Raw genomic sequence first — 24,778 nt, 5'->3', positions numbered from 1 at the left:
TTGATCGCGTGTCTTGAAATCTCCAACGCTCCCCACTCGCCGGTCCCAGGCCTCCGTTTGAGGCATACTGCACGCACCCGCGTGCGCGACCCCCGTCCCGCAGCGCCCCCATCGACTCACACGAATGCCCCGGCGCAGTCCCCGCGCGCGCCGGGTCCTCGCCATGCAAAACGTCGGAAGACTTGTCCGCAGCGCCAGCCTGAGTGGCTTCATCGAGCTGACGGAGTCGCTCGGGCATGATCCCGGGGCCTTGCTGCGCAAGGCCGGGCTGTCCGCGCGGCTGCTCAGGGACCCGCAGGCGCTGATTCCCAGCCAGGCGCTGCGCGAGTTGCTGGAGCTGGCCGCCAGCGCCACCGGTACGGAGGATTTTGCGCTGCGGCTGGCGGCGCGCCGCACGCTTTCCAACCTAGGGCCGATCAGCCTGGTGCTGAAGGAGGAGCCATCGCCGAGGCAGGCGCTCGATGCCTTGTGCCGCTACCTGAAGCTGATCAGCACTTCGCTGGTCATGCGCATCGAGGAGACCGGGCAGACCGTGGTCATCCGCGAAGACCTGCTGCCGGGGCCGGGCGCGCCAACGCGGCAGGCGATGGAGTTGAGCGTCGCCATGATGTTCCGGATCCTGCGCGAGCTGATCGGGCCGCAGTGGCGGCCGCAGCAGGTCTGCTTTACGCACCGGCCGCCGGCGGATATGGCGGCGCACCGCGCATTCTTCGGCCGCAACCCGATGTTCAACCAGTCGTTCAATGGCATGGTCTGCGCGACGGCCGACCTGGACACGCCGCGCACGCCCGACCATTCCGGGGCCATCCAGCTGGCACGGGACTACCTCGAGGCATCGCTGCGCCAGCGCGGCGAGGGCATGCGCGAGGCGTGCCGCGAGCTGATCATGGCGCTGTTGCCCGGCGGACGCTGTACCGCCCAGCAGGTGGCGCGGCATCTTCGGGTGGACCGCCGCACGCTGCATCGCCATCTCATCGTCGATGGGCTGACCTTCTCGGACTTGCTCGACGAGGTTCGTACCGAGCTGGTCAAACGGCACCTGCAGGAGAGCGACCTGCCGCTCGGCGAGATCGCGGGGCTGCTCGGATTCTCGAACCAGAGCAGTTTCAGCCATTGGTTTCGCGCGAGCTTCGGCTGCAGCGTCACGCAATGGCGCTTGCAGGCAGCCGTGTCGGGTGGCCAGCCAGCAGCGGAGCGCGCTGGCACGGGGCGCCGGCGCGCGGGAACTGCCGTCAGTCGGCAATAAGCACGATTTTTCCCATATGCTGGCTGCGCTCGATGTAGGCATAGGCCTCGCCGATCGCATCCATCTGGAAGGTGCGGTCGATCGGCAGGCGCAGCTTGCCTTCGCGGAAGAAGTGCATCAGGTCGCGCGCGCAGGCCTGCACGCAGGCGAGGCGTTCGGCCTCGGTGCGCGTGCGGAAGGTGGCGCCGATCAGCTTCAGCCGGTTAAGCCATAGCAAGTTGAGATCGACCTGGGCCGTACTGGCGCCGCCGAGGCGCGCCAGGTTCACCAGCCGGCCCTTGACCGCCAGGCTCTTGATGTGGTCTTCGAAGACCGTGCCGCCGATGGTATCGATGATGACGTCGACGCCACGCCCGTCGGTGGCGGCCATGATGGCCTCGACCTGCGATTCGCTCGATGCATTGACGCCGACATCGACGCCATAGCCTGCCAGCCGCTCCAGCTTGGCCGCCGAGCGCGACGATGCGATCACCTTCGCGCCAAGCGCGGAGGCGGCCATCACCGCGGCCATGCCGACCCCGCCCGAGGCGCCGTTGATGAACACCGTCTCGCCGGCCTTGAGCTCGCCGTTGCTGACCAGCGCGTCATGGGCGGTGATGAACACATTGGGGAATGCGGCCGCGTCGACCCACGATACCTCCGGCGGCACCGGCATCAGCGCCAGCGGCGCCGCGATGACGTACTGGGCATGACAGCCACGCCCATGGCCCATCACCCGGTCACCTTCGCGCCAGCCGCGGACCTGCGCGCCGACGCTGGCGACCTCGCCCGCGAATTCCACGCCGGCGGTCATCGGGGCACCGGTGCGGTGTTCCCGCATGTACTTGATTTCGCCATAGTTGATGCCGGATGCGCGTACGCGCACCAGCACCTCGCCGGGGCCGGGTTGCGGCGTGGGGATATCTTGCACGGCCAGCTGGCCACCCTCCGCGCGCGGTAGTACTCGTACTGCTTTCATGCTGTCTCCTGACAGGGATTGTGCTGGCAGGGCCGAGGCAGGCGCCCCGGCTGCCGTCATTCCGGCTTGAACTGAATCGAACGCAGCAGCTTGCCCTGGCGCTCGTAGGACTCGCGCACGTCTCTGGCAAGCTCATCCGTAGTGGCCGGCGTGCCGATCTCCATGCCCAGCTCTTCGATCTTGCGCTGCAGCGCGGGCGATTTCATGGCCGCGAGCGTGGCCTCGCGCACCTTGGCGACCACTGCCGGCGGCACGCCCGGCGCCGCCCACAGCCCCATCCAGCCCACCTCGCTCAGGTCGGGATAGCCCAGCTCGGCAAACGTGGGAACGTTCGGCAGCGCGGCGAGCCGCTGCGGGAAGGCCACCGCGAAGGCCCGCAGCTTGCCCGCCTTGATGAACGGCATGGACGTCGCCGGACCGTCGAACATCAGCGGAACCTGCCCGCCCATGATGTCCTGCAGCGCGGGCGGCGAGCCCTTGTAGCTGACCGCGCCGGTATCGAGCCCCGCCAGCCGGTTGAACTGGACGCCGATGGTGTGGCCGCGCAGGCCGATGCCGAAGTTCGCGATATCGACCTTGCCCGGATTCGCCTTTACGTACGTGACCAGCTCGGCGAGGTTCTTCGCGGGAAGACCGGGATTGCCGACCAGGACCAGGCCCTGGCGCGTGAGCTGGACCAGCGGGACGATGTCCTTGAACGGGTTGTAGGACACCTTGATCGCTTGCGGCACCTCCGAGGCGATGCCCTTCTGGATCAGCAGCAGCGTATAGCCGTCACGCGGCGCGGACAGCAGGCTTTGCACGGCGATGGTTCCCGCCGCGCCGGACTTGTAGTCGACGATCACGGGCTGCCCGAGCGGCCGTTGCAGTTCATGGGCAAAGAGCCGTGCCAGGATGTCAGCGGTGCCGCCGGGGGGCGCGCCGACGAGTATCCGCACCGGCTTGGTCGGCCACTCGGTGGCCGGCGCGGCGCGCACCGCCTGGGCGGCCGGCAGCAGTGCGCCGAGGGCAAGCGCGAGCACGACCGCGCGGCGCCGGGTCTGGGGGAAGCGTTTCATGTTTGTCTCCGTTTCTCTGTGTCCCCTCGGCCCTGTCGGCGGGCCGTGTCGGCGGGGGAGTGCGGCTTACTGGGTCTTGCGCAGGAAGCCCTGGGTAGCGCCGTTGCGGTTGGGCGCGAAGCCGTTGGCCCGCAGCGACTCTTCCACCGTGTCGTAGAACACGCCGATCCGGCAGATCTCGCGCGCCTCTTTGGCGGTGGCGATGTCACGGCCCAGTTCGCGGGAGATGCGCACCAGTTGCTCGATCTGGTCCACGGATCCCTGCTTTGCGGTGCGGCGCGGGTTCCACAGCACGTCCTCGGTGCCGCAGCGCACGTGCAGGCCCATGGCAATGCCCATGGTATTGACCGGCAGCACGTTGCGCACATTGCTCTCGACCGTCACCACCGCGCCGTCCGGCACCGCGCGCATGAAGTTGGCCAGGCTGTAGACGCTGGGCGTGTCCATGCCGCCGCCGATCGCCACCCAGTTGATGTTCAGCGGGCCCTTGTAGAAACCGCGCCGCATCAGCCGCTCCACCGACTCCAGGCTGTTGATGTTGTAGCACTGGAATTCGCTCTGGATGCCGGCGGCGGTCAGCCGGCGCACATGCTCTTCCACCCAGCCCGGATTGGCGGGCACCGTCATGTTCTTGTAGGCGTCGAAGAGCGCCATGTCCTGGCGCGAGGTGCCGTGGAAGTCAGCGTCTTCCGCATGGTCGGTGACGTTCATCTGCGAGGTATTGACCGTCACCGTGACCTGGTCCGGCGTGGGATCCAGGTCGGCCAGCATGTGGCGGGTGTCGTCCGACAGCCACTTGGCTGCCTGCCCTTCATCCTCCGGCGCGAAGGAAATCGAGCCGCCCACCTGGATGATCATGTCGGGCACCGCGGCGCGCACGCCGGAAATCAGTTCGTTGAACTTGGACAGGCGCTTGGAGCCCTTGCCGTCCAGTTCGCGCACATGCAGGTGCAGCACGGTGGCGCCGGCGTTGTAGCAGTCCACGGCCTTCTGGATCTGTGCCTCCATGGTGACCGGAATGTCTTCCGGGAAATCGGAAGGCAGCCAGCCGGGGGCATACGGTGCGGCCGTGATGATCAGCGGCTGCTGGTTTTCGGGAAAGAGGTGGCCGTCGAGGAAGTTCATGGGGAGTCTCCGGGTCGGAAGGCGGCTTCGGTTCAGTAGGGGATGTCGCCGACGATGGCTGCGCGCTCCATCTTGCGCGGCGCGGGAAAGTAGTCGTTGAGCGCGTAGTGCTGCGTGCAGCGGTTGTCCCACACGGCGACGTCGCCCCGCTGCCACGACCAGCGCACCTGGTATTCGGGAATGGTGGCGCGGCTGATCAGGTAGTTGAGCAGCAGGGCCGCGCCGGGCGCCTTGTCGATGCCGTGCCGCACATTGGCCGGCGTGCTGTAGTTGGTGAAGTAGGTCGAGAAGCCGGCACCGACGAACAGCACCTTTTCGCCGGTTTCCGGGTGCGTGCGCACGACCGGATGCTCCACGGGCGGATGGTCCTGCGCGAGCTTCGCGCGCGCCTCGGGCGTCATGACCGCGCCGAAGCTCTGCTCGATGCTGGCGCGGGCACGAAGCCCGTCGACCTTCGCCTTGATGTCGTCGGGCAGTTCCTCATACGCCTTCACCATGTTGACCCAGATGGTGTCGCCGCCGATGTCGGGGCATTCGATGCAGCGCAGTACCGCGCCCATGGCCGGATTGGGACGCCACAGGCCGTCGCAGTGGTAGTTGTTCTCGTAGCTGTGCGGGTTGTCGCTGCGATAGACACGCACCAGGCCAGGATGATCCGGATCGCTGCCGACCACGGGGTGGTCTTCCAGCTTGCCGAAGGCGCTGGCGAACGCCACGTGCTCGGCACGCGTGATGTCCTGCTTGCGGAAGAAGAGCACGCGATGCCTGAGCAGCGCTGCCTTGATGTCGGCGAACAGCGCGGGATCGCGCGCCGCGTCGCCGAGATGGATGCCCGTGATTTCGGCACCGATGGCCGGGGTGATCTGCCTGATCTCCATGTCATGTCTCCAGCAGTGATTGGATCTGCGTACAGGTTCAGGGCCTGCTTGGAGATGGAGTATCGGGCGATCGAAGCGGACCCGCTTGCTTTACGGGGACATTCGTTTGTTAATTTGGGACATGCGGAGCGCGCTTCGCCTGGCGGCGTGCCGCTTGATCAAGGCCACGTATCGACTGCTGACCTTTCCTCGCGAGATCTGTGCAAAAGGCTCGCTTTCCGGCGCACGCTAGTGATATGGCCTTGCATCACGCACGCGGCCGCCGCCGCTGCGCGGCATCACTGCTCCGGCTTCTGTTGCTTGTCGCCGAACGGGCTGCGCAGATGCACATCCCCGTCAAGACGATGGATATGCAATTCGGCCTGATGCCGCCTGGCCACGTTCCAGCCGGCCGCGATTGCCGCTTCCATGGTCGGAAACCGCTGGGGCTTGATATCGAGGCCGCTGAATTCCAATGTCCAGCCATGTTCCGCGGGCAGAACACGAATGATGCGCGATTGCATGATGACCTTTTTAGAGATACCGCTACGTAAGGCGGCCGCCGTCATTCTGCGGTCGAAATGCAATCCCCTTCACTTAAAGGCGGGTTTGGCATAGGCTAGGTCCGTACCAAGGTACGGAGTCAAGCGATGGAGCAAACACTGACGATCGGGAAGCTGGCCAAGGCGGCTGGCGTTGGCGTGGAGACGGTACGGTACTACCATCGCTGCGGGCTGCTGCCGGTGCCAGAGCGCGCCCATGGCGCAATTCGCCAGTATTCGCAACAGAGCCTGCAGCGGATGCATTTCATCCGCCAGGCACAGTCGCTCGGGTTCACGCTGGATGAGATCCGGGGACTGCTGCAGCAGAAGCATGGCCGGTGCAGCACGGCCCGAGCACTGGCCGAGCGCAAGCTCAGCCTGGTGGAGGAAAGGCTTAGGGATTTGCGCGGGATGCGCGCGGAACTAAAGATCCTGATCGGACAATGCCACGCCAATGGCACCGAGGATTGCTGCCCCTTGATGAACACCTTGTCTGCGAACGGCAACCCGGAAAACGGGCGCGCCGCGGCATTGCGGGGCCGGTGACGCAAGCCTGCTGACCGAGAAGGTCAGGGCATGCGGCGTGTCACGCCTGCCACGACGCGGCCTTGTCCCCCGACTTGCCATAGCGCTCCCGCGCCGCGCGCACGACATCGGAAGGCAGCTTGCCGTCATCGGCCAGCGCCCGCAGCGCCGCGACCACGACAGAATGGCGGTCCACCTCGAAGAACGCGCGCAACGCCTGCCGCGTGTCGCTGCGCCCGAAGCCGTCGGTGCCCAGCGTGACATAGCGCCCCGGCACGCACGCGCGGATCAGCTCCGGCACCGCGCGCACATAATCGGTGGCGGCGATCACCGGGCCGTTCGACCCTGCCAGCGCTGTTTCGACATACGAGCGGGCATGCTGGTCGTTCAGGCGGTTGCTGCGTTCCACGGCGATCGCGTCGCGCTGCAGCTCGGTGAAACTGGTCACGCTCCAGACCTGCGCCACCACGCCCCAGTCGTCTTCGAGCAGGCGCGCGGCGGCGATCACCTCGGGCAGGATGGCGCCCGCGCCGAGCAGGTCGACCTGGCTGGCATCGCGCCGTTCGGGCGTAAGCGAGTACATGCCCTTCAGGATGCCGTCGCGCACGGCATCGGCCGGCTGCGGCATCGACGGCTGCGCATAGTTCTCGTTGCCGACGGTGACGTAGTAGAAGACGTCGCGCTGCTGCTCACCCATCTCGCGCATGCCATGCTCCACGATCACTGCCACTTCATAGGCAAAGGCGGGATCCCACGCGCGGCAGTTGGGGATGGTCGACGCGGCCAGGTGGCTGGTGCCGTCCTGGTGCTGCAGCCCCTCGCCGCCGAGCGTGGTCTTGCCCGAGGTGGCGCCGATCAGGAAGCCGCGGGCGCGCTGGTCGGCAGCGGCCCAGATCAGGTCGCCGATGCGCTGGAAGCCGAACATCGAGTAGTAGATGTAGAAGGGCAGCATCGGCAGGTCGTGCACGCTGTAGGCGGTGGCCGCGGCGATCCATGACGAGATCGCGCCGGCTTCGGAGATGCCTTCTTCCAGGATCTGCCCGCCGGTGGATTCGCGGTAGTACAGCATCGAACCCAGGTCTTCCGGCTCATAGCGCTGGCCCAGCGGCGAATAGATGCCGACCTGCCGGAACAGGTTGGCCATGCCGAAGGTGCGTGCCTCGTCAGCAACCACCGGCACGATGCGCGGCCCCAGCGCGGCGTCCTTGAGCAGGCTGCCGAGCATGCGCACCACGGCCATGGTGGTCGACATTTCCTTGCCGTCCGCGGCCAGTGCGAAGCCGGCCCACTGGCCGGACGGCGGCACCGTGAGCGCGGTGGTCGCGGCCTGCCGGCGCCGCGGCAGGTAGCCGCCGAGCGCGGCCCGGCGTGCGTGCAGGTAGCGCATTTCCGGGCTGTCGTCGGCGGGTTTGTAGAAGCGCAGGTTGGCGACGTCGTCGTCCGACAGCGGCAGCTGGAAGCGGTCGCGGAAGGCCTTCAGGTCTTCCAGCTCCAGCTTCTTCTGCTGGTGCGTGGTCATGCGCCCCTGGCCAGCCGTGCCCATGCCGAAGCCCTTCATGGTCTTGGCCAGGATCACGGTGGGCTGGCCGCGGTGGCCCATGGCGCGTGTGTAGGCGGCGTGCAGCTTGCGCAGGTCGTGGCCGCCGCGGCGCAGGCGGTCGATGTCGTCGTTGCTCAGGTGCGCGGCGAGTGCGGCGAGCTCGGGGTTCTGCTGGAAGAAATGCTCGCGGTTGTAGGCGCCGTCGTTGGCGGAGAAGGTCTGGAACTGGCCGTCGACGGTCTGCGCGAAGGCCCGCACCAGCGCGCCGGAGCGGTCGCGGGCGAACAGCTCGTCCCAGTCCGAGCCCCACAGCACCTTGATCACGTTCCAGCCGGCGCCGGCGAACAGCGCTTCGAGCTCATCGACGATGCGGCCGTTGCCGCGCACGGGCCCGTCGAGCCGCTGCAGGTTGCAGTTGATGACGAAGACCAGGTTGTCGAGCTGCTCGCGCGCGGCCAGCGACAATGCGCCGATCGACTCGGGCTCGTCCATCTCGCCATCGCCGAAGAAGCCCCAGACCTTGCGCGACGACGCCGGCTGCAGCCCGCGGTTCTGCAGGTAGCGCATGAAGCGCGCCTGGTAGATCGATTGATGGGGCCGATGCCCATCGAGCCGGTCGGGAACTGCCAGAAGTCCCGCATCAGCCAGGGATGCGGGTAGGAGCACAGGCCCGGCCCGCCGATCTCGCGCCGGTAGTGCTGCAGGTGGGTCTCGTCGAGGAAACCCTCCAGGTAGGCGCGGGCGTAGACGCCGGGGGCCGAGTGCGGCTGGAAGTAGACCAGGTCGCCGCCCTGTTCGGCGCTGTCGCCGCGGAAGAAGTGGTTGAATCCGACTTCGAACAGATCGGCCGCGGAGGCATAGCTGGCGATATGGCCGCCCAGTTCGCCATAGGCGCGGTTGGCGCGCACCACCATGGCCAACGCATTCCAGCGCAGCGCGGCGCCCAGCCGGGCTTCGATCTCCAGGTCGCCAGGGTAGGGCGGCTGCGCCTGCACGGGGATGGTATTCACATAGGCGCTCGGGCCGGCGCCGGGCGGCGGCAGGCCCTGCGCTGCGGCATGCGCCGCCAGGCGCCGCAGCAGGAAGCTGGCGCGCGCGCTGCCGGCATGCGCCAGCACGCCTTCGAGCGCGTCCAGCCATTCGCGCGTTTCCTGGGGATCGCTGTCCTCGTTGGCCGAAGGCAGCGCGAGCATCGATTGCACACCGTTTGCCAGGTTGGTCATGGCACCGCTCCTGTCCATGTTGCTTGTCTGTGGCGGCATGTCAGTCACGCTCGCCGATGCCAACAAGATTACGCCTGGAGCCGCAGAGAATGTGTCTGAATTTCCTTGCCAGAAGCGGGTATCACAGTATAAAAATTCTCAATAGATGCCAAAATCCGGAATTGTTACATCATGAACGACACCTCGCTCAGGCTCGATCGCATCGATATCGCCATCCTCAACCAGCTGCAGCAGAACGCCCGCATCACCAATGCCGAGCTGGCGCGCGCCGTGAACCTGTCGCCGACGCCTTGCTTCAACCGCGTCAAGGCGCTGGAGAAAATGGGATTGATCAAGCAGCAGGTCACATTGCTGAATGCCGAGGCGCTGGGCCTGCGCATCAATGTGTTTATCCAGGTCAGCCTGGAAAAACAGGTGGAAGACGCGCTGCGCCGCTTCGAGGCGGCAATCGACAAGCGGCCCGAAGTGATGGAGTGCTACCTGATGACCGGCGATGCGGACTACCTGCTGCGCGTTGTCGTGCCCAGCATGCAGAGCCTGGAGCGCTTTATCCTGGAGCAGCTGACCAAGATCCCTGGCGTGTCCAATATCCGGTCGAGCTTCGCGCTGAAGCAGGTGCGGTACCGCACGGCGCTGCCGCTGCCGGCGGGCGGATTGACCTTGAGCCTGGCGGAAGAAGAGGGCGAATAGCCTGCTGCGGGCTACGGCGCGCCACGCTCCTCGTTGCCGCCATCCACCGCGAATTCCGACAACGCCACCTCGCGGAAATGCCGAACCACCGGGGTGTCGTGCGCCGGCAGCCAGGTGAGCGCCAGGCCGATACCGGCACTGTCCGGATAACCCGCCAGGTCGCGGATCACCATGCGGTCGTTGGCAAAGCGCTGCATGATCGACGGCACCAGGGCCACGCCCAGCCCGCTCTCCACCAGCGCCAGCACGGTCTGCACCTGCGTGGCCTCCTGCGTGACGCGCGGCTGGAAGCCGGCCACCTGGCACGCCGACAGCGCGGCGCTGCGCAGGCCCGACGCTTCGGCCTGCTCGTACATGACAAAGCGCTCCTGCGCGAGGTCGGCCAGCGTCAGCGCGGGCTTGCCCGCCAGCGGGTGGCTGCGCGGCAGGGCGGCGACAAAGCGGTCGCGCTCCAGCAGCGCCAGCGCGGTATTGCCCGGCGTCAGCAGCGGCGTGCGCACCAGGCCCACGTCCAGCGCCTCGTCTTCCAGCCATTGCATGATGCGGGTCGAGGTCGCTTCGCGCAGCACCAGTTCGACGCCGGGGTATTCATTGCGGAAGCGCGTCACCAGCCGTGGCAGCAGGTGCGAGGTCGTGGTGCCGACAAAGCCCACCCGCAGGATGCCGGCCATGCCGCTGCTGGCCGACTGCACCAGCTCGCTGAACTGGCCGGCGTGGAACAGGATGCGCCGGGCCTCGGCCAGCGCGGCGCGGCCGGTCTCGGTCAGCGTGACGCCGCGCGGCTCGCGCACGAACAGGGTGGCGTCGAGCTCGGACTCGAGCTTCTGGATCGAGACCGTCAGCGCGGGCTGGGCGATATGCAGGCGCTCTGCCGCGCGGCGGAAATTGAGGGTCTCGGCCAGCACGACGAAGTGCCGGATGCGGCGCAGTTCCATGGGGTCAGCGGGGATGCGGGAGCCACATCTTAGTGCGCCGCGCGCCCCCCGGGCAACCGCGCGCGCCGGGTGGGTCGATAAACAGCGCTTATCGATCGCGCGGCAAACGATATTGGACGCCGGTTCCGCGGCGTCGCTACACTCGATTGCAAGCTGCGGTGCAGCAACAGATTCCGTATCAAGGAACACTCAAGGAACACAACGGAGACAGCCGGCCGGGCGCAGGCCGATCGCGCCGATCGCGCCCGCCGCGCCTGACCAGGCCTGGACCGACAGGAGCCTCATGCACAGCATTGCATCGCTCGACGACCTGCGCGCGCTTTGCGCCGCGCCCGCCGCCGTGAGCGAGTATTTCCCCATCGGGCAGGACGCCATCGATACCTTCGCCGAGCTGACGCATGACCGGCAGTGGATCTACGTGGACCCCGAGCGCGCCGCGGCGGATTCGCCATACGGCTGCACGGTCGCGCACGCCTTCCTGATCGTGTCGATGGTGTCGGCGGCGTTCGGGCAGTGCTTTACCTTTCCGGGCCGCAAGCTGGCGCTGAACTATGGCTTCGACCGGCTGCGCTTCACCGGCCCGGTGCCGGCCGGCGCGCGCGTGCGCGGCGCGTTCACGCTGCAGCAGCTCGACGAAGTCCGCCCCGGTGAAGTGCGCTGCCACTGGAAGGTAGAGATGCAGGTCGAAGGCAGCGAGCGGCCGGCCATGGTGGCGACCTGGCTGGTGCAGATGCGCTTCTGAAGTTCCCCAATATCAATCCCAAGCAGGACGAGACTCCCATGAGCATCAAAGGCAAGGCATATATCGTCGGGGCCTACGAGCACCCGACCCGCAAGGCGCCGGACAAGTCGGTGGCGCAGCTGCACGCGGAATCCGCGCGCGGCGCGCTGGCCGATGCCGGCCTGACCCTGGCGGACGTGGATGGCTACTTCTGCGCCGGCGATGCGCCGGGGCTGGGCGCCACCAACATGGTCGACTACCTCGGCCTGAAGGTGCGCCACGTGGACTCCACCGACACCGGCGGCTCCGCCTACCTGGTGCATGTCTCGCACGCCGCGCAGGCCATTGCCGCCGGCAAGTGCAACGTGGCGCTGATCACGCTGGCGGGCCGGCCGCGCTCCGAAGGCTCGACCGGCACGCAGGCGCGCAACTGGGGCGCCAACCTGCCGGACGCCCCGTTCGAGGCGCCGTTCAATCCCGTCACCGTCAACCTGTACGCGATGGTGGCGATGCGCCATATGTACGAGTACGGCACCACGCCCGAGCAGCTGGCATGGGTCAAGGTGGCGGCGTCGCACCACGCGCAGCACAACCCGCACGCGATGCTGCGCAACGTGGTCACGGTGGAAGAGGTGCTGAACTCGCCGTTGATCGCCGACCCGCTGCACAAGCTCGACTGCTGCGTGGTGTCCGACGGCGGCGGCGCGCTGATCGTGGCGCGGCCCGAGATCGCGGCCACGCTCAGGCGCCCGAAGGTGAAGATCATCGGCGCCGGTGAATACGTCAAGGGCCAGCTCGGCGGCGAGGTCGACCTGAGCTGGTCGGGCGCGAAGTTTTCCGGCGCGGCCGCGTTCGCTGAAGCCGGCGTGACCCCGGCCGACATCAAGTACGCCTCGATCTACGACAGCTTCACCATCACCGTGCTGATGCAGCTGGAAGACCTGGGCTTCTGCAAGAAGGGCGAAGGCGGCAAGTTCGTGGCCGACGGCAACCTGATCTCGGGCGTCGGCAAGCTGCCGTTCAATACCGATGGCGGTGGCCTGTGCAACAACCACCCGGCCAACCGCGGCGGCATCACCAAGGTGATCGAGGCCGTGCGCCAGCTGCGCGGCGAGGCGCATCCAGCGGTGCAGGTGAAGAACTGCGACCTGGCGCTGGCGCAAGGCACCGGCGGCTACCTGGGCTCGCGCCACGGCAGCGCCACCCTGATCCTCGAGCGCGAATAATGAACGATCGCCGGAGCAACTGACATGACGACCCCGCACACTCCCATGGCCTACAAGGCCCCGGACGAACAGCCCGACAACATCGAATTCTGGCAGGCCGCGCGCGAAGGCCGGCTGCTGGTCAAGCACTGCCAGTCATGCGGCAAGACGCACTGGTATCCGCGCACGCTGTGCCCGTTCTGCATGGGCGATACGGTCTGGAAGACCGCCAGCGGCCGCGGCACCATCTACTCGTACAGCGTCACGCGCAAGGCTGGCCCGCAGGCGTATTGCATTGCCTATGTGACGCTGGACGAGGGCGTGACCATGATGACCCATATCGTCGATTGCGATCTCGATGAGGTGCGCATCGGGCAGAAGGTGAAGGTCAGGTTCGCGCCCAGCGTGGATGGGGCGCCGGTGCCGGTGTTTGCGCCGGCCTGAGCGGTTCACGGCGGGCGATGGCGCTTCACTCCGTGGAGGCTCCCGCCCTCTCCCCCGTACCTCTCCCGCGAGCGGGAGAGGGGCTGGGGGAGAGGGCCAGCGCTGGCAATAGCGAGGCGCTCAACTGGCAATCTCAAGCCTTGGCAAGTCCCAGCGAGCCCACGCCCGAGACTTTCGGCTCAACCAGCGCCTGCGCCACCACCCCCGCCACCATATCCGCCGTCACCGCCGACAGCGTCCAGCCAAGGTGCCCATGCCCGGTGTTGTAGAACACGCACCGGGCCCGCCCCCGCCCAACACGCGGCAGCATATCCGGCAGCATCGGCCGCAGCCCCGCCCACGGCACCACGCTGCGCGTGCTGACGCCGGGGAAGCACTGCTGCACCCATTCCACCAGCGGCCGGATGCGGTCGGCGCGGATGTCGCGGTTGAAGCCGTTGAACTCCGCGGTGCCGGCCACGCGGAAGCGGTCGTCGCCCAGGCGGCTGGTGACCAGCTTGGTTTCATCGTCGAGCAGGCTGACGGTCGGCGCCGCGGTGCGGCTGCCCGCGTCGTTCAGGTTGACGGTGATGGAATAGCCCTTGACCGGATAGATGTTGACGCGGTCGCCCAGCCCGGCGGCCAGCGCGCGGCTGGCGGTGCCGGCGCAGATCACCGCGCCGTCGAAGGTCGAGGTGGCGCTGTCCGCGCCTTCCTGCACGGTCACGCTGGCGCTGCGGCCATCGGTGGTGACCTTGCGCACGTCCTCGCCGTAGCGGCAGTGCACGCCCATGCGCTCGATGGCGGCGGCCAGGCCGCTGGTGAACTTGTGGATGTCGCCGGTCGAATCGCTTTCGGTGAAATAGCCGCCGTAGTAGGTGCCGGCCAGCGTCGGCTCGATCGCGCGCATTTCCGCCGGCGTCACCGCGCGGCGCTCCAGCCCGCCCTGCGCCAGCAGCGCCGAGACGCGGCCCGCGTGCTCGAAGCCCGCCTTGTCGCGATAGATATGCAGGATGCCTTCGCGCTTGTGGTCGAAGTCGATGCCTTCCTGCGCCGCCCACGCGAACAGGTGCTCGCGCGCCGCGATGGCCAGGCGCGCGGTCTCGATGGTGTTGCGGCGGTAATGCGGGATCGAGGCGATGAACTCGGCGAACCAGCTCAGCTTGTGCCAGCTCGGGCGCGGGTTGACCAGCAGCGGGGCGTCGCTGCGCAGCATCCACTTCAGGCCCTTGATGATGGTGGACCAGTGCGTCCACACCTCGGCATTGGAGGCGGATAGCTGCCCGCCGTTGGCGAACGAGGTTTCCATCGCGGCGTAGCGGTGGCGCTCGAACAGGGTGACGGAGAATCCGCGCCGGGCGAGCGCGTAGGCCGTGGTGACACCGGTGATGCCACCGCCGATGACGGCGATTGTCTTCATGATCTGGCAGTCCAGAAACGTCGGGGTGGGAGCCCGCACGCGACATGCGTGGCGGACGCCCCCTCTGTTCCTGACCTGAGAGATTCACGACAGCCGCCGGTGGTGCCCGGGGGTACCGGTGGCGGGGGCCGCTTGCTCCTTCGGTATGCCGGCTGACGATGGCGGCATTCTTCAGAGTGCTGTGACGCGTGATACCGGTCCTTTTGCCTGAGAGTTTCCGGGGCGGTTGCTCCTTCGGCGCTGTCCGCGGCGGCTGCCGCCGGATCAGTCTCTCCCAGCATCACGTTGGCGCGAACGCCAATCCGCGCAAATCTAGAGACAAAGGCCGCAAGTGGATATGCGGGTAAACGCGAATAGAGCCAGTCGTGTTCGCATGGATGGGTCGAGTCGCTTCTTTACCGGCGCGGCGCTATGTCGCACTGCGTCAAGCCGACCCGCCCCCTAGAATGTCAGCACTCGCTACGCGGAGGAAGTGCGCCGTAGCACGAGCCGGATACGGCGCACCGGTCGGGCGAGCCAGAAGAACAGAAAAGGTATTCCAGTGAGAAGAAATCGGATTGCGCTGGCCGCCTCGGCCGCGCTGATGGGCCCCGGCATCGCCGGCGCGCAGCCGGATGAACCCGTCAGCGCGCCGCAGCCCTTGCAGGAAGTCGTGGTCTCGGCGAAGACCGGGCGCGGCGAAACGCCGGCCACGCCGCCCAATACGCCATCGCCCGCCTATGGCATCAGCGCCGCACGCATGGCGGACTTCAACGTGGTCAACACCGAAGACGCGCTCAAGTACGCGCCCAACCTCGCCGTGCGCAAGCGCTTCATCGGCGATATGAACTCGATCATCTCGGTGCGCAGCACTAGCTCGCGCCAGTCGGCGCGCGGGCTGGTCTATGCCGACGGCCTGCTGCTTTCCAACCTGCTGGGCTCCGATTTCACTTTCCCGCCGCGCTGGTCGCTGGTCAACGCCGCCGAGATCGAGCGCGTCGACGTGCTGTATGGCCCGTATTCGGCGCTGTACCCGGGCAATTCGCTGGGCGCGACCGTGCTGATCAGTACGCGCACACCGGAGAAGTTCGAGGGCGATGCCAGCGTGCAGCTATTCACGCAGCGCTTCAACCTGTACGGCACGCACGACAGTTTCAACGGCGTGCACGCCAACGCCTACGTGGGCGACCGCGCCGGGCCGTTCTCGTGGCTGGTCAGCGTCGACCGGCAGGACAGCAAGAGCCAGCCGCTGAGCTTCTACACCGCGGCGCGCTCCAGCGTGCGGGCGACTTCGGCCGACAAGCCCGTGACCGGCGCCTACTTCGACCAGGACCAGACCGGCGCCGACCGCACCGTGATGGGCGTCAACAGCGAGGGCGTCACGCACACCGTGCAGGACCAGCTCAAGCTCAAGCTCGGCTACGACATCACCAATACCCTGCAGGCGCAATTCACCGCCGCCTACTGGCAGCAGGACCGCTCCAGCGCCACCGGCAGCTACCTGCGCGATGCCGACGGCAACGTGGTGTCGAGCGGCCCGGTCAATATCGGCGGCCTCCGCTACGTGATCCCCGCCAACGCGTTTGCGCCGGGCAATGGCGAGGACGCGCGCTGGCTCTACGGCCTGTCGCTGCGCACGCGCAACGAGACCGGGTGGAATTTCTCCGGCGTGGCATCGCTGTTCGATGTCACCAAGGACATCAGCCGCACCGCCAGCACCGCGGGCAATGGCCCGGGCACGGTGACCTATGGCGACGGCACCGGCTGGCGCACGCTCGACCTGAAGGCCGACTACCGCCCGCAGCAGCTCAAGGGCGGCCACTGGGTCACCCTCGGCTACCACTACGACAACTACAGGCTCAGCAACACCACCTACAACACCTCGGACTGGCAGGCCGCCACCATCTCCGCGTTCAACAACGCCTTTGCCGGCAAGACCGAGACGCAGGCGCTGTACGCGCAGGACGCGTGGTACTTCGCCGAGGACTGGAAGCTGATCCCGGGCGTGCGCTGGGAGCACTGGCGCGCCTATGACGGCAGCCGCAGCCAGCCAGGCGTAGATGTCGCCTACCCGGTGCGCAGCGAGTCCAACTGGTCGCCCAAGCTGGCGCTGGAAAAGGCCATCGGTCAGGACTGGCTGGGCCGGCTGTCGCTCGGCCAGGCCTGGCGCTACCCGACCGTCGCCGAGCTGTTCCAGGGCCGCATCACCGGCACCTCGCTGATCAACAACGATCCCAACCTGAAACCGGAGCGCTCCTTCTCGAAGGACCTGACCTTCGAACGCACGGTCGACCGTTCGTACTTCCGCGTGTCGGTGTATGAAGACGACATCCGCGATGCGCTGGTCAGCCAGACCAATACCACGGTGTTCCCCACCGTCACCAGTTTCCAGAACGTGGACCGCGTGCGTACGCGTGGCATCGAGCTTGCCTACGACGGGCGCGACGTGCTGACCAGCGGCTTCGACCTGTCGGCCAGCGGCGCGTACAACCATTCCAAGACGCTGGAGAATGCCAATAACCCGGCATCGGTGGGCAAGTATTTCTATCGCATCCCGCAGTGGCGCGCGAACCTGGTCGGCACCTACCGCTTTACGCCGGCATGGGCCGGCACGCTGGCGATGACCTATTCGGGGCGGCAGTACAATACGCTCGATAACAGCGACGTCAATCCCGACACCTTCGGCGGCACCAGCAGTTTCCTGACCTTCGACGTCAAGGTGACCTACAAGCCCGCCAGGAACGTGCGGCTCGGGCTTGGCATCGACAACCTGACCGACCAGCGTTACTTCGTCTACCACCCGTACCCGGGCCGGACGTTCTACGCCGAGGCCAAGCTTTCCTTCTGAGTGCAGTGACCAGTCCGATCCTGACCATTCCCCTGCAGCGCTTGCCCCGCAGCTTCCGCTTCCTTGCCGCCGGCGTGATCGCCTGCACGGCGTTCGCCGCGATGGCGCAGTCCCATGGCAACCATGCCGGCCACGGTGCGCAAAGCGCGGCGCCGAAGGCGATGAGCGAACTCGGCACCGGCGCCGCCTTCGATCGCGACGGCCGCTTGTGGATCGCCTACAAGGACGGCCAGCACGTGGCCGTGCGCGCGTCGGCCGACCAGGGTCGCAGCTTCGGGCCGGTGCAGCACGTCAACCGCGTGCCCGAAGCCGTGGCTGCTGACCACGACAGCCGGCCCAAGGTTGCCACCGGCCGCGACGGCGAGATCTACGTCACCTGGACCCAGCCGCTGCCCAAGCCCTATACCGGCTTTATCCGCTTCGCGCGCTCCGCCGACGGCGGCAAGACCTTTGCCGCGCCGGTGACCGTGCATGCCAACCGCGACCAGATCGCGCACCGCTTCGACGCGATCGCGGTGGACCCGGCCGGCCGCGTCTTCGTCAGCTGGATCGACAAGCGCGACGTGGTCGCCGCCGAAGCGCGCAGGCAGCCCTATGCCGGCGCTGCGATCTACTACGCGGTATCGGCCGACCACGGCAAGAGCTTCCAGGGCGATTACAAGATCGCCGACCAGTCCTGCGAATGCTGCCGCATCGCGCTCGCGCCGACGCCGGACGGCAAGATGCTGGCGCTGTGGCGCCACGTGTTCCCGCCCAACGCGCGCGACCACGCGGTGGCACTGCTCGGCGCCGACGGCACGCCCGCGCCGATGCAGCGCGCGACCTTCGACGACTGGCGCATCGACGCCTGCCCGCACCACGGCCCGGGCGCCGCGGTGGCGCCGGACGGCATGCTGCACATGGTCTGGTTCAACGTGAAGGCAGGCAAGCCGACGGTATCGGTCGGCCGCTTCCGGGACGGCAAGCTGCAGGCGCAGCGTCCGCTGGACGACCCGCGCGCGCAGCATGCCGATATCGTCGCGCTCGACGACCATCGCATCGTGGTGGCGTGGAAATCGTTCGACGGCCAGCAGACCCGGCTCTCGGCGATGCTGTCGCAGGACGGCGGCAAGACCTGGCAGACGCGCCAGGTTGCCGGCACCGCGCGCGATTCGGACCAGCCGCACCTGCTGCAGCACGGCGGCCGCGCCTACGTGCTGTGGCGCACCGAGGCCGAAGGCTTCCAGGTCTTCCCGCTGGCGCAGGAGGGCGCATGACATTGCGTCGCAAACTCATCGCCGCGCTGGCGGGCGCCACGATCGCGCTCGGCGTCGCCGGCATGGCGCACGCGGCCGAACGCGTATCGGTGTTCGAATCCGCCAGTGCCGCGCAGCTCAGTGCCAGCCAGCAGGGCAAGCCCTTCGTGCTGGTGGTGTGGTCGCTCGACTGCGTCTACTGCAAGCGTAATTTCGAAGCCATCGGCAAGCTGCAGGCGAAGCATCGCAGCCTGCGCGTGGTCACGCTGGCCATGGACCGGCCCGACGCGCTGCCGCAGGTGCAGCAGCTGCTCAAGCGCGTCAACCTGACGCGCGACGCGTGGATGTTCGGCAACGAGCCGCAGGAGAGGCTGCGCTATTCGGTCGATCCCGACTGGATGGGGGAGATGCCGCGCACGTACTTCTATCGGGCCGACGGCCAGCGGCAGGGCGTATCCGGCGTGATCGGCGACGCCGACTGGGACAAGCACCTGCGCTGGGCGGGCATCGGCGGCTGAGGCGGCCGCCGGCCCTTTCCTGAGGCAGCCGCCAACGCTTCCCGGATTTCCTTACGACAAGTCCGCCGGCAGCTTGCCGCCGTTGGCCGCAAGCTCCTGCATCAGGCGCTTGTGCAGCCAGACATTCATCCCGGCGGAATCGTTCATGTCGCCGCTGTAGTGCAGCTCGCGCGCCAGTTCCTTGCGGTGCTCGAGGCTGCTGTCGATGCCCAGCGCCTTCATCGTGTCAACGATGGACGTGCGCCAGTTCAGCGTCTGGCCGCTCTCCCTGACCAGGTTGTCCATGATGGATTCGACGTCGACGCCCGACAGCGGCGTGGGTTTGGCCGCGGCCTGGCCAGCGCTGCCTGCGGGCGTGGTGGCGCCTGCCGACGCGGGCGACGGGCTCGACGGCGCGGGTGCCGCGCCTGCCGAGGTCGGCGTGCCAGCCGCTGTGCCGGCGGATGTGCCGGCGGGGGTGCCCGAAGTCGTGGCAGCCGGCTTGGCCCGGCCCAGCAGCTTGTTGAGGATGTCCTTGAAGATGCTCATGGCGGTGGCCTCCTGTCCGTTTGGATCGCAGCACGTGGAGTACAGCGCCATGCAGGAAACGCACCATCCACGCAGGCCTTGCTTTCGGCGCACCAGGCAGCGCCGGGTTGTAAATGCTGCATGCAGCGACAGTCATGCCGGCACTTTTGCCGGCTCGCCGAACTCGCTGAACTTCGCCGCCATGAACTCGACGAACAGCCGGAGCCGCGACGACAGCTGATGCCGCTGGTGATAGACCGCGTAGATGTCGGCCTCCGGCGTGGCGTACTGCGGCAACACCTGCACCAACCGTCCGCTGCGCAGGAATCGCTCGATATCCCATTCGGCCCGCATCAGGATGCCGTGGCCTTCCAGCGCCCAGTTGACCGCGATCTCGCCGTCGTTGGTGGTCAGGTTGCCGCGCACGCGCACGGTTTCGGTACGCGCCTTGGCCCCCTTGCCGGTGGTCAGGCGCCACACGCCATAGGCGTCGCTGCCCTGCCGGATGCCGATGCAGTTGTGGCGGCGCAGGTCGGCCGGCGTGTTGGGGATGCCGTGATCGCGCAGGTACTTGGGCGACGCGCATAGCAGGCGCCGGTTGGGCGCCAGCTTGCGCGCCACGATGCGCGCATCGGGCGGCTGGCCGAAGCGGATGCAGACGTCGAACGCGTCTTCGTTCAGCGGTGGCGGGTCGGCCGACAGCTGCAGCTGCACGTCGACTTCGGGATAGGCCGCGACGTACTCGGAAATCACCGGCGCCACGTGCATGCGGCCGAACCCCAGCGTGGCATTGACGCGCAGCAGGCCGCTCGGCTTGCCCTTGGAACGCGTCAGCAGCTGGTCCAGGTCCTCGATCTCGCTCAGGATGCGCCGCGCGTGCTCCAGGTAGACCTCGCCCTCGGGCGTCAGGCTCATGCGCCGGGTGGTGCGCGTGACCAGCGGCATGCCGATTCGCGCCTCCATCTGTGCCAGCCGCTTGCTGACCGCCGCGGTTGTGATGCCAAGGTCGCGCGCGGCCGCGCTCAGGCTGCCGGCGGTGGCCACCGACGTGAAAAAGCCCAGTTCCGACGGCTGGATCCCTGCGGACGATGCCATGCCAGCTTTAATCTCAGGTTAAGAATGGTTTAACTTTACAAGCGATCCAAAACCTTGTCCACGGCCCAGAATCCATTCCACGCAATCGTGCAAACACACGGATTCACACGGATTCTGACCAGGAGACAAGAGATGAAGACCTACCGCATCGCGACCATCCCCGGCGATGGCATCGGCAAGGAAGTGATACCCGCGGGCCGCCAGGTGATGGAAGCGCTGGCCGCCGCCGGCGCCGATTTCCGCTTCGAGTTCGAAGACTTCGACTGGGGCGGAGACTACTACCGCCAGCACGGCGTGATGATGCCCGCCGATGGCCTGGACGCGCTGCGCGACAAGGATGCGATCCTGTTCGGCTCGGCCGGCGACCCGCATATCCCCGACCACATCACGCTGTGGGGCCTGCGCCTGAAGATCTGCCAGGGCTTCGACCAGTACGCCAACGTGCGCCCGACCCGCATCCTGCCGGGCATCGACGCGCCGCTCAAGCGCTGCGCGCCGGAAGACCTGAACTGGGTGATCGTGCGCGAGAACTCGGAAGGCGAATACTCGGGCGTCGGCGGCCGCGTGCACCAGGGCCATCCGATCGAGGCCGCCACCGATGTCAGCATGATGACCCGCGTCGGCGTCGAACGCATCCTGCGCTTCGCCTTCAAGCTGGCGCAATCGCGTCCGCGCAAGCAGTTGACGGTGATCACCAAGTCCAACGCGCAGCGCCACGCCATGGTGATGTGGGACGAGGTCGCGGTGCAGGTGGCGAAGGATTTCCCGGACGTCACCTGGGACAAGGAACTGGTCGATGCCGCCACCGCGCGCATGGTCAACCGCCCGAAGTCGCTCGACACCATCGTTGCCACCAACCTGCACGCCGACATCCTGAGCGACCTGGCCGCGGCGCTGGCCGGCAGCCTGGGCATCGCCCCAACCGGCAATATCGACCCGGAACGCCGCTATCCGTCGATGTTCGAGCCGATCCACGGTTCGGCCTTCGACATCATGGGCAAGGGCCTGGCCAATCCGGTCGGCACGTTCTGGTCGGTGGTGATGCTGCTGGAACACCTGGGCGAGCACGCCGCGGCCCAGCGTGTGATGGAGGCGGTCGAGGCGGTGACCGCCAACGCGGCGCTGCATACCGGCGACCTGGGTGGCAAGGCCACCACCGCGCAGGTGACGCAAGCCGTGTGCGAACTGCTGTCCGGCAAGCAGGCCAGGGCAGCCTGAGCGTTCGCGCGCCAACCGCTAGCCGCTACCCGTCGTGAACGCTCCCCTCTCCCGCGCGCGGGAGAGGGGAGCAAACCAGCGGCATAGCCGCACCGCCTTCCGCCACAAGCAGCACGCCCAGAGCTGTGCCGGGGGAGCGTTTGCCTTACGAAACACCGAATCAGCAGGAAACAGCCATGATCCATGAGCGCGCCGTGACCATGCCAACGATCGATCCCGACGTGCTGCTGCGGCGCATGTTCGACGCGGCCATCGCCGCCGCGCAGCCGGCACGCACGCTGGCGCGCCACCTGCCCGCAGCGCCGCGCGGCCGCACCATCGTCATCGGTGCCGGCAAGGCCTCTGCGGCCATGGCCGCAGCGCTGGAAGCAGCGTGGCCAGGCCCGCTGCAGGGGCTGGTGGTGACGCGCTACGGCTACGCGGTGCCTTGCGCGCGCATCGAGATCGTCGAAGCCGCGCACCCGGTGCCGGACGATGCCGGGCTGGCCGCCTCGCGCCGCATGCTGGAACTGGTGTCCGGCCTCAGCGAGGACGACCTCGTGATCTGCCTGGTCTCCGGCGGCGGCTCGTCGCTGCTGCCGCTGCCGCTGGCCGGCATCACGCTGGACGACAAGCAGCAGGTGAACCGCGCGCTGCTCAAGTCGGGGGCGACAATCTCCGAGATGAACTGCGTGCGCCGCCACCTGTCCGCGATCAAGGGCGGCAGGCTGGCCGCCGCGTGCTACCCCGCGCAGGTGCTGAACCTGCTGATTTCCGACGTGCCGGGCGACGACGCCATCGACGTCGCCTCCGGCCCGACCGTGCCCGACCCGACCACGTGCGCCGATGCGCTGGCCATCGTCAGGCGCTACGCCATCGACCTGCCTGCCCACGTGCTGGCCGCGCTGCAGTCCGACGCGGCCGAGACGCCCAAGCCCGGCGACCCGCGCCTGCCGCGCATCCGCACCGAGTGGATCGCCACGCCGCGGCTGGCGCTGCAGGCCGCTGCGCAAGCGGGCCGCGACGCCGGGTATGTCGTGCATGTGCTCGGCGACGCCATCGAGGGCGAGGCCCGCGAGGTTGGCAAGGTGCTGGGCGGCATCGCGCTGGCGGCGGCCAGGCACGGCCAGCCCTTTGCCGCGCCGTGCGTGCTGCTGTCCGGCGGCGAGACCACGGTCACCGTGCGCGGCAACGGCCAGGGCGGCCGCAATGTCGAGTTCCTGCTGTCGCTGGCGCTGGCCCTGCGCGGCGAGGCCGGCATCCATGCCATCGCCGGCGACACCGACGGCGTCGACGGGCAGGAAGAGATCGCCGGTGCGGTGATCGGCCCTGACACGCTCGAGCGCGCATGGCGCGCCGGCCTGAACCCGCAGGACGCGCTGGCCGCCAACGACGGCCATGGATTCTTCGAGGCGCTGGGGGACGCGGTCGTGACCGGCCCCACGCTGACCAATGTCAATGATTTCCGCGCGATCGTGCTGACGCGCGCTTCCGGAGCCAACACATGAGACGCCTTCGCAACGCAAAGATCGTGGCCACGCTCGGGCCCGCCAGTTCGGATCCGGCCACCATCGGCCAGCTGTTCGATGCGGGAGCCGATGTGTTCCGGCTCAACTTCAGCCATGGCTCGCATGAAGACCACAAGCAGCGCCTGCACGCCGTCCGCGCGATCGAACAGGAACGCGGCCGCCCGATCGGCGTGCTGCTTGACCTGCAGGGTCCCAAGCTGCGCATCGGCACCTTTGCCGAGGGTCCGGTGCAAGTGGCGGCGCAGGCAGCATTCCGGCTCGATCTGGATGCGTCCGTGCCCGGAAGCGCGCAGCGCGTGAGCCTGCCGCATCCGGAGATCTTCGCGGCGCTGCAGCCGGGCGCGGAACTGCTGGTCGACGACGGCCGGGTGCGGCTGCGCGTGGAGCGCTGCGGCGCCGACTATGCCGAGACCGTGGTCGTCAACGGCGGCACGCTGTCCGACCGCAAGGGCGTCAACGTGCCGGGCGTGGTGCTGCCGCTGTCGGCCATGACCGAAAAGGACCGCGCCGACCTGGACTTCGGGCTGTCGCTCGGGGTGGACTGGGTGGCGCTGTCGTTCGTGCAGCGCGCCGAGGATATCGAGGAGATCCGCCAGATCGTCGACGGCCGCGCCGGCATCGTCGCCAAGCTGGAGAAGCCGGCCGCGATCCAGAGCCTGGAGGCGATCGTCGAGGCGTCCGACGCAATCATGGTGGCACGCGGCGACCTCGGCGTGGAAATGCCTGCCGAACAGGTGCCGTCGCTGCAGAAGCGCATCGTGCGCGCCTGCCGCAAGGCCGGCAAGCCGGTGATAGTGGCCACGCAAATGCTGGAGTCGATGGTGGCCGCACCGGTGCCGACCCGCGCCGAGGCATCCGACGTCGCCACCGCCATCTATGACGGCGCCGACGCAGTGATGCTGTCCGCGGAATCGGCGTCGGGCCGCTATCCGGTGGAAGCGGTGAAGATGATGGACAGCATCATCACCCGCACCGAATCCGACCCGCACTACCACGAAGCCATCCAGGCCTCGCATTCGGCGCCGCGTGCCGACGCTGCCGACGCCATCGGCTACGCCGTGCGGCACGTGGCCAGCCTGCTGGGCGCGCCCGCGGCGGTAGCCTATACCAGCTCCGGCTATTCCGCGCTGCGCATGGCGCGCGAACGGCCCGAGGTGCCGATCCTCGGCATGACGCCGCGGCTTGCCACCGCGCGCCGCCTCGCGCTGGCGTGGGGCGTGCACGCGGTGCTCTGCCATGAAGTGGTCGACGTGGTGGAAATGACCGAAGTGGCCAGCCGCACCGTGCTCAAGGAGCAGTTCGGCGCGGCCGGCCAGTCGATCGTGATCTCGGCGGGGCTGCCCTTTACCGTCGCGGGCACGACCAACCTGCTGCGCATCGCGCAGGTCCAGTAGGGGGAGCG

General features: G+C 67.8%; 21 protein-coding genes, 1 pseudogene and 2 riboswitches. Of the genes and pseudogenes, 12 read left to right on the top strand and 10 right to left on the bottom strand.

Going from position 1 to position 24,778, the window contains the following annotated elements; genetic code table 11:
- Window positions 1-163 precede the first annotated feature (163 nt).
- Entirely contained in the window at window positions 164-1,246 is a 1,083-nt protein-coding gene (locus ACAD63_RS31345; protein ID WP_133093397.1) for an AraC family transcriptional regulator, read from the top strand.
- Here ACAD63_RS31345 and ACAD63_RS31340 read toward each other — a convergent pair.
- The 5 genes from ACAD63_RS31340 to ACAD63_RS31320 all read right to left on the bottom strand — a co-directional run bounded on the left by ACAD63_RS31340 (window position 1,233) and on the right by ACAD63_RS31320 (window position 5,831).
- Window positions 1,233-2,204, bottom strand: a complete 972-nt coding sequence (locus ACAD63_RS31340; protein ID WP_133093396.1) for a quinone oxidoreductase family protein — start codon at window positions 2,202-2,204, stop codon at window positions 1,233-1,235. The two genes, ACAD63_RS31345 and ACAD63_RS31340, sit on opposite strands and share 14 nt — an antisense overlap.
- A gap of 56 nt (window positions 2,205-2,260) precedes the next feature.
- Entirely contained in the window at window positions 2,261-3,262 is a 1,002-nt protein-coding gene (locus tag ACAD63_RS31335) for a tripartite tricarboxylate transporter substrate binding protein (RefSeq protein ID WP_133093395.1), read from the bottom strand.
- A 66-nt stretch (window positions 3,263-3,328) separates the two neighbouring features.
- On the bottom strand, window positions 3,329-4,387 hold the full coding sequence (locus ACAD63_RS31330) for a 3-keto-5-aminohexanoate cleavage protein (RefSeq protein ID WP_133093394.1): 1,059 nt from the start codon (window positions 4,385-4,387) through the stop codon (window positions 3,329-3,331).
- A 32-nt stretch (window positions 4,388-4,419) separates the two neighbouring features.
- Complete coding sequence (locus ACAD63_RS31325) at window positions 4,420-5,265, bottom strand: TauD/TfdA dioxygenase family protein (protein WP_133093393.1); 846 nt, start codon at window positions 5,263-5,265, stop codon at window positions 4,420-4,422.
- Between the two features lie 278 nt (window positions 5,266-5,543).
- A complete protein-coding gene (locus ACAD63_RS31320; protein WP_240745760.1) occupies window positions 5,544-5,831 on the bottom strand; it encodes a DUF2188 domain-containing protein in 288 nt (95 codons plus the stop codon).
- A gap of 63 nt (window positions 5,832-5,894) precedes the next feature.
- Here ACAD63_RS31320 and ACAD63_RS31315 point away from each other — a divergent pair, with 63 nt between their 5' ends.
- Window positions 5,895-6,332, top strand: a complete 438-nt coding sequence (locus ACAD63_RS31315) for a MerR family transcriptional regulator (protein ID WP_133093392.1) — start codon at window positions 5,895-5,897, stop codon at window positions 6,330-6,332.
- A gap of 40 nt (window positions 6,333-6,372) precedes the next feature.
- On the opposite strand, the pseudogene mdeB reads toward ACAD63_RS31315, so the two are convergent.
- Window positions 6,373-9,074 (bottom strand): annotated as a pseudogene (gene mdeB, locus ACAD63_RS31310) (alpha-ketoglutarate dehydrogenase).
- Window positions 9,075-9,245: 171 nt separating this feature from the next.
- Here mdeB and ACAD63_RS31305 point away from each other — a divergent pair.
- The gene (locus ACAD63_RS31305; protein ID WP_133093390.1) at window positions 9,246-9,764 is read left to right on the top strand and encodes an Lrp/AsnC family transcriptional regulator; all 519 of its coding nucleotides are present in this window, start codon (window positions 9,246-9,248) and stop codon (window positions 9,762-9,764) included.
- Between the two features lie 11 nt (window positions 9,765-9,775).
- On the opposite strand, the gene ACAD63_RS31300 is transcribed toward ACAD63_RS31305, so the two are convergent.
- On the bottom strand, window positions 9,776-10,699 hold the full coding sequence (locus tag ACAD63_RS31300; RefSeq protein ID WP_133093389.1) for a LysR family transcriptional regulator: 924 nt from the start codon (window positions 10,697-10,699) through the stop codon (window positions 9,776-9,778).
- Window positions 10,700-10,982: 283 nt separating this feature from the next.
- Here ACAD63_RS31300 and ACAD63_RS31295 point away from each other — a divergent pair, with 283 nt between their 5' ends.
- Genes ACAD63_RS31295 through ACAD63_RS31285 form a run of 3 tightly spaced genes read left to right on the top strand, consistent with a single transcriptional unit; the run spans window position 10,983 to window position 13,069 of the window.
- Window positions 10,983-11,441: a MaoC family dehydratase gene (locus ACAD63_RS31295; RefSeq protein ID WP_135703518.1), complete on the top strand. Its 459-nt coding sequence runs from the start codon at window positions 10,983-10,985 to the stop codon at window positions 11,439-11,441.
- Window positions 11,442-11,479: 38 nt separating this feature from the next.
- A complete protein-coding gene (locus ACAD63_RS31290) occupies window positions 11,480-12,646 on the top strand; it encodes a thiolase domain-containing protein (RefSeq protein ID WP_135703519.1) in 1,167 nt (388 codons plus the stop codon).
- 24 nt (window positions 12,647-12,670) lie between these two features.
- On the top strand, window positions 12,671-13,069 hold the full coding sequence (locus ACAD63_RS31285; protein ID WP_135703520.1) for a Zn-ribbon domain-containing OB-fold protein: 399 nt from the start codon (window positions 12,671-12,673) through the stop codon (window positions 13,067-13,069).
- Window positions 13,070-13,202: 133 nt separating this feature from the next.
- On the opposite strand, the gene ACAD63_RS31280 is transcribed toward ACAD63_RS31285, so the two are convergent.
- Window positions 13,203-14,468 carry a D-amino acid dehydrogenase gene (locus ACAD63_RS31280; RefSeq protein ID WP_135703521.1) on the bottom strand — a complete coding sequence of 422 codons (1,266 nt, stop codon included), beginning with the start codon at window positions 14,466-14,468 and terminating at the stop codon, window positions 13,203-13,205.
- A gap of 54 nt (window positions 14,469-14,522) precedes the next feature.
- Window positions 14,523-14,653: riboswitch (glycine riboswitch) on the bottom strand.
- Window positions 14,654-14,755, bottom strand: a riboswitch (glycine riboswitch).
- A 254-nt stretch (window positions 14,756-15,009) separates the two neighbouring features.
- On the opposite strand from ACAD63_RS31280, the gene ACAD63_RS31275 reads away from it, so the two are divergent.
- The 3 genes from ACAD63_RS31275 to ACAD63_RS31265 are packed head-to-tail and all read left to right on the top strand — an operon-like array spanning window position 15,010 to window position 19,048.
- Entirely contained in the window at window positions 15,010-17,295 is a 2,286-nt protein-coding gene (locus tag ACAD63_RS31275; protein WP_135703522.1) for a TonB-dependent receptor, read from the top strand.
- Between the two features lie 5 nt (window positions 17,296-17,300).
- A complete protein-coding gene (locus ACAD63_RS31270; RefSeq protein WP_431189852.1) occupies window positions 17,301-18,551 on the top strand; it encodes a sialidase family protein in 1,251 nt (416 codons plus the stop codon).
- Window positions 18,548-19,048, top strand: a complete 501-nt coding sequence (locus ACAD63_RS31265) for a TlpA family protein disulfide reductase (protein WP_135703523.1) — start codon at window positions 18,548-18,550, stop codon at window positions 19,046-19,048. Before ACAD63_RS31270 ends, ACAD63_RS31265 begins: the two co-directional genes overlap by 4 nt.
- A gap of 51 nt (window positions 19,049-19,099) precedes the next feature.
- Here ACAD63_RS31265 and ACAD63_RS31260 read toward each other — a convergent pair whose 3' ends face one another.
- Together ACAD63_RS31260 and ACAD63_RS31255 are read right to left on the bottom strand one after the other, a co-directional pair.
- Window positions 19,100-19,576, bottom strand: a complete 477-nt coding sequence (locus ACAD63_RS31260) for a DUF3597 domain-containing protein (protein WP_135703524.1) — start codon at window positions 19,574-19,576, stop codon at window positions 19,100-19,102.
- 132 nt (window positions 19,577-19,708) lie between these two features.
- Window positions 19,709-20,650 (bottom strand): LysR family transcriptional regulator, encoded by a 942-nt coding sequence (locus ACAD63_RS31255; protein ID WP_133093381.1) that lies wholly within the window; start codon window positions 20,648-20,650, stop codon window positions 19,709-19,711.
- Window positions 20,651-20,782: 132 nt separating this feature from the next.
- On the opposite strand from ACAD63_RS31255, the gene ACAD63_RS31250 reads away from it, so the two are divergent.
- From ACAD63_RS31250 to pyk, 3 genes are all read left to right on the top strand, one after another.
- Window positions 20,783-21,868, top strand: a complete 1,086-nt coding sequence (locus tag ACAD63_RS31250) for a tartrate dehydrogenase (protein ID WP_133093380.1) — start codon at window positions 20,783-20,785, stop codon at window positions 21,866-21,868.
- A 176-nt stretch (window positions 21,869-22,044) separates the two neighbouring features.
- Window positions 22,045-23,355, top strand: a complete 1,311-nt coding sequence (locus tag ACAD63_RS31245) for a glycerate kinase type-2 family protein (protein ID WP_434034266.1) — start codon at window positions 22,045-22,047, stop codon at window positions 23,353-23,355.
- Window positions 23,352-24,770, top strand: a complete 1,419-nt coding sequence (pyk, locus tag ACAD63_RS31240) for a pyruvate kinase (RefSeq protein WP_434034265.1) — start codon at window positions 23,352-23,354, stop codon at window positions 24,768-24,770. Before ACAD63_RS31245 ends, pyk begins: the two co-directional genes overlap by 4 nt.
- Window positions 24,771-24,778: the final 8 nt, after the last annotated feature.

Origin of the sequence: Cupriavidus sp. a3 (genome assembly GCF_051015765.1) — a bacterium.
GTDB classification, from domain to species: Bacteria; Pseudomonadota; Gammaproteobacteria; order Burkholderiales; family Burkholderiaceae; genus Cupriavidus; species Cupriavidus oxalaticus_A.
This window is presented reverse-complemented; position numbering and strand designations above follow the sequence as displayed.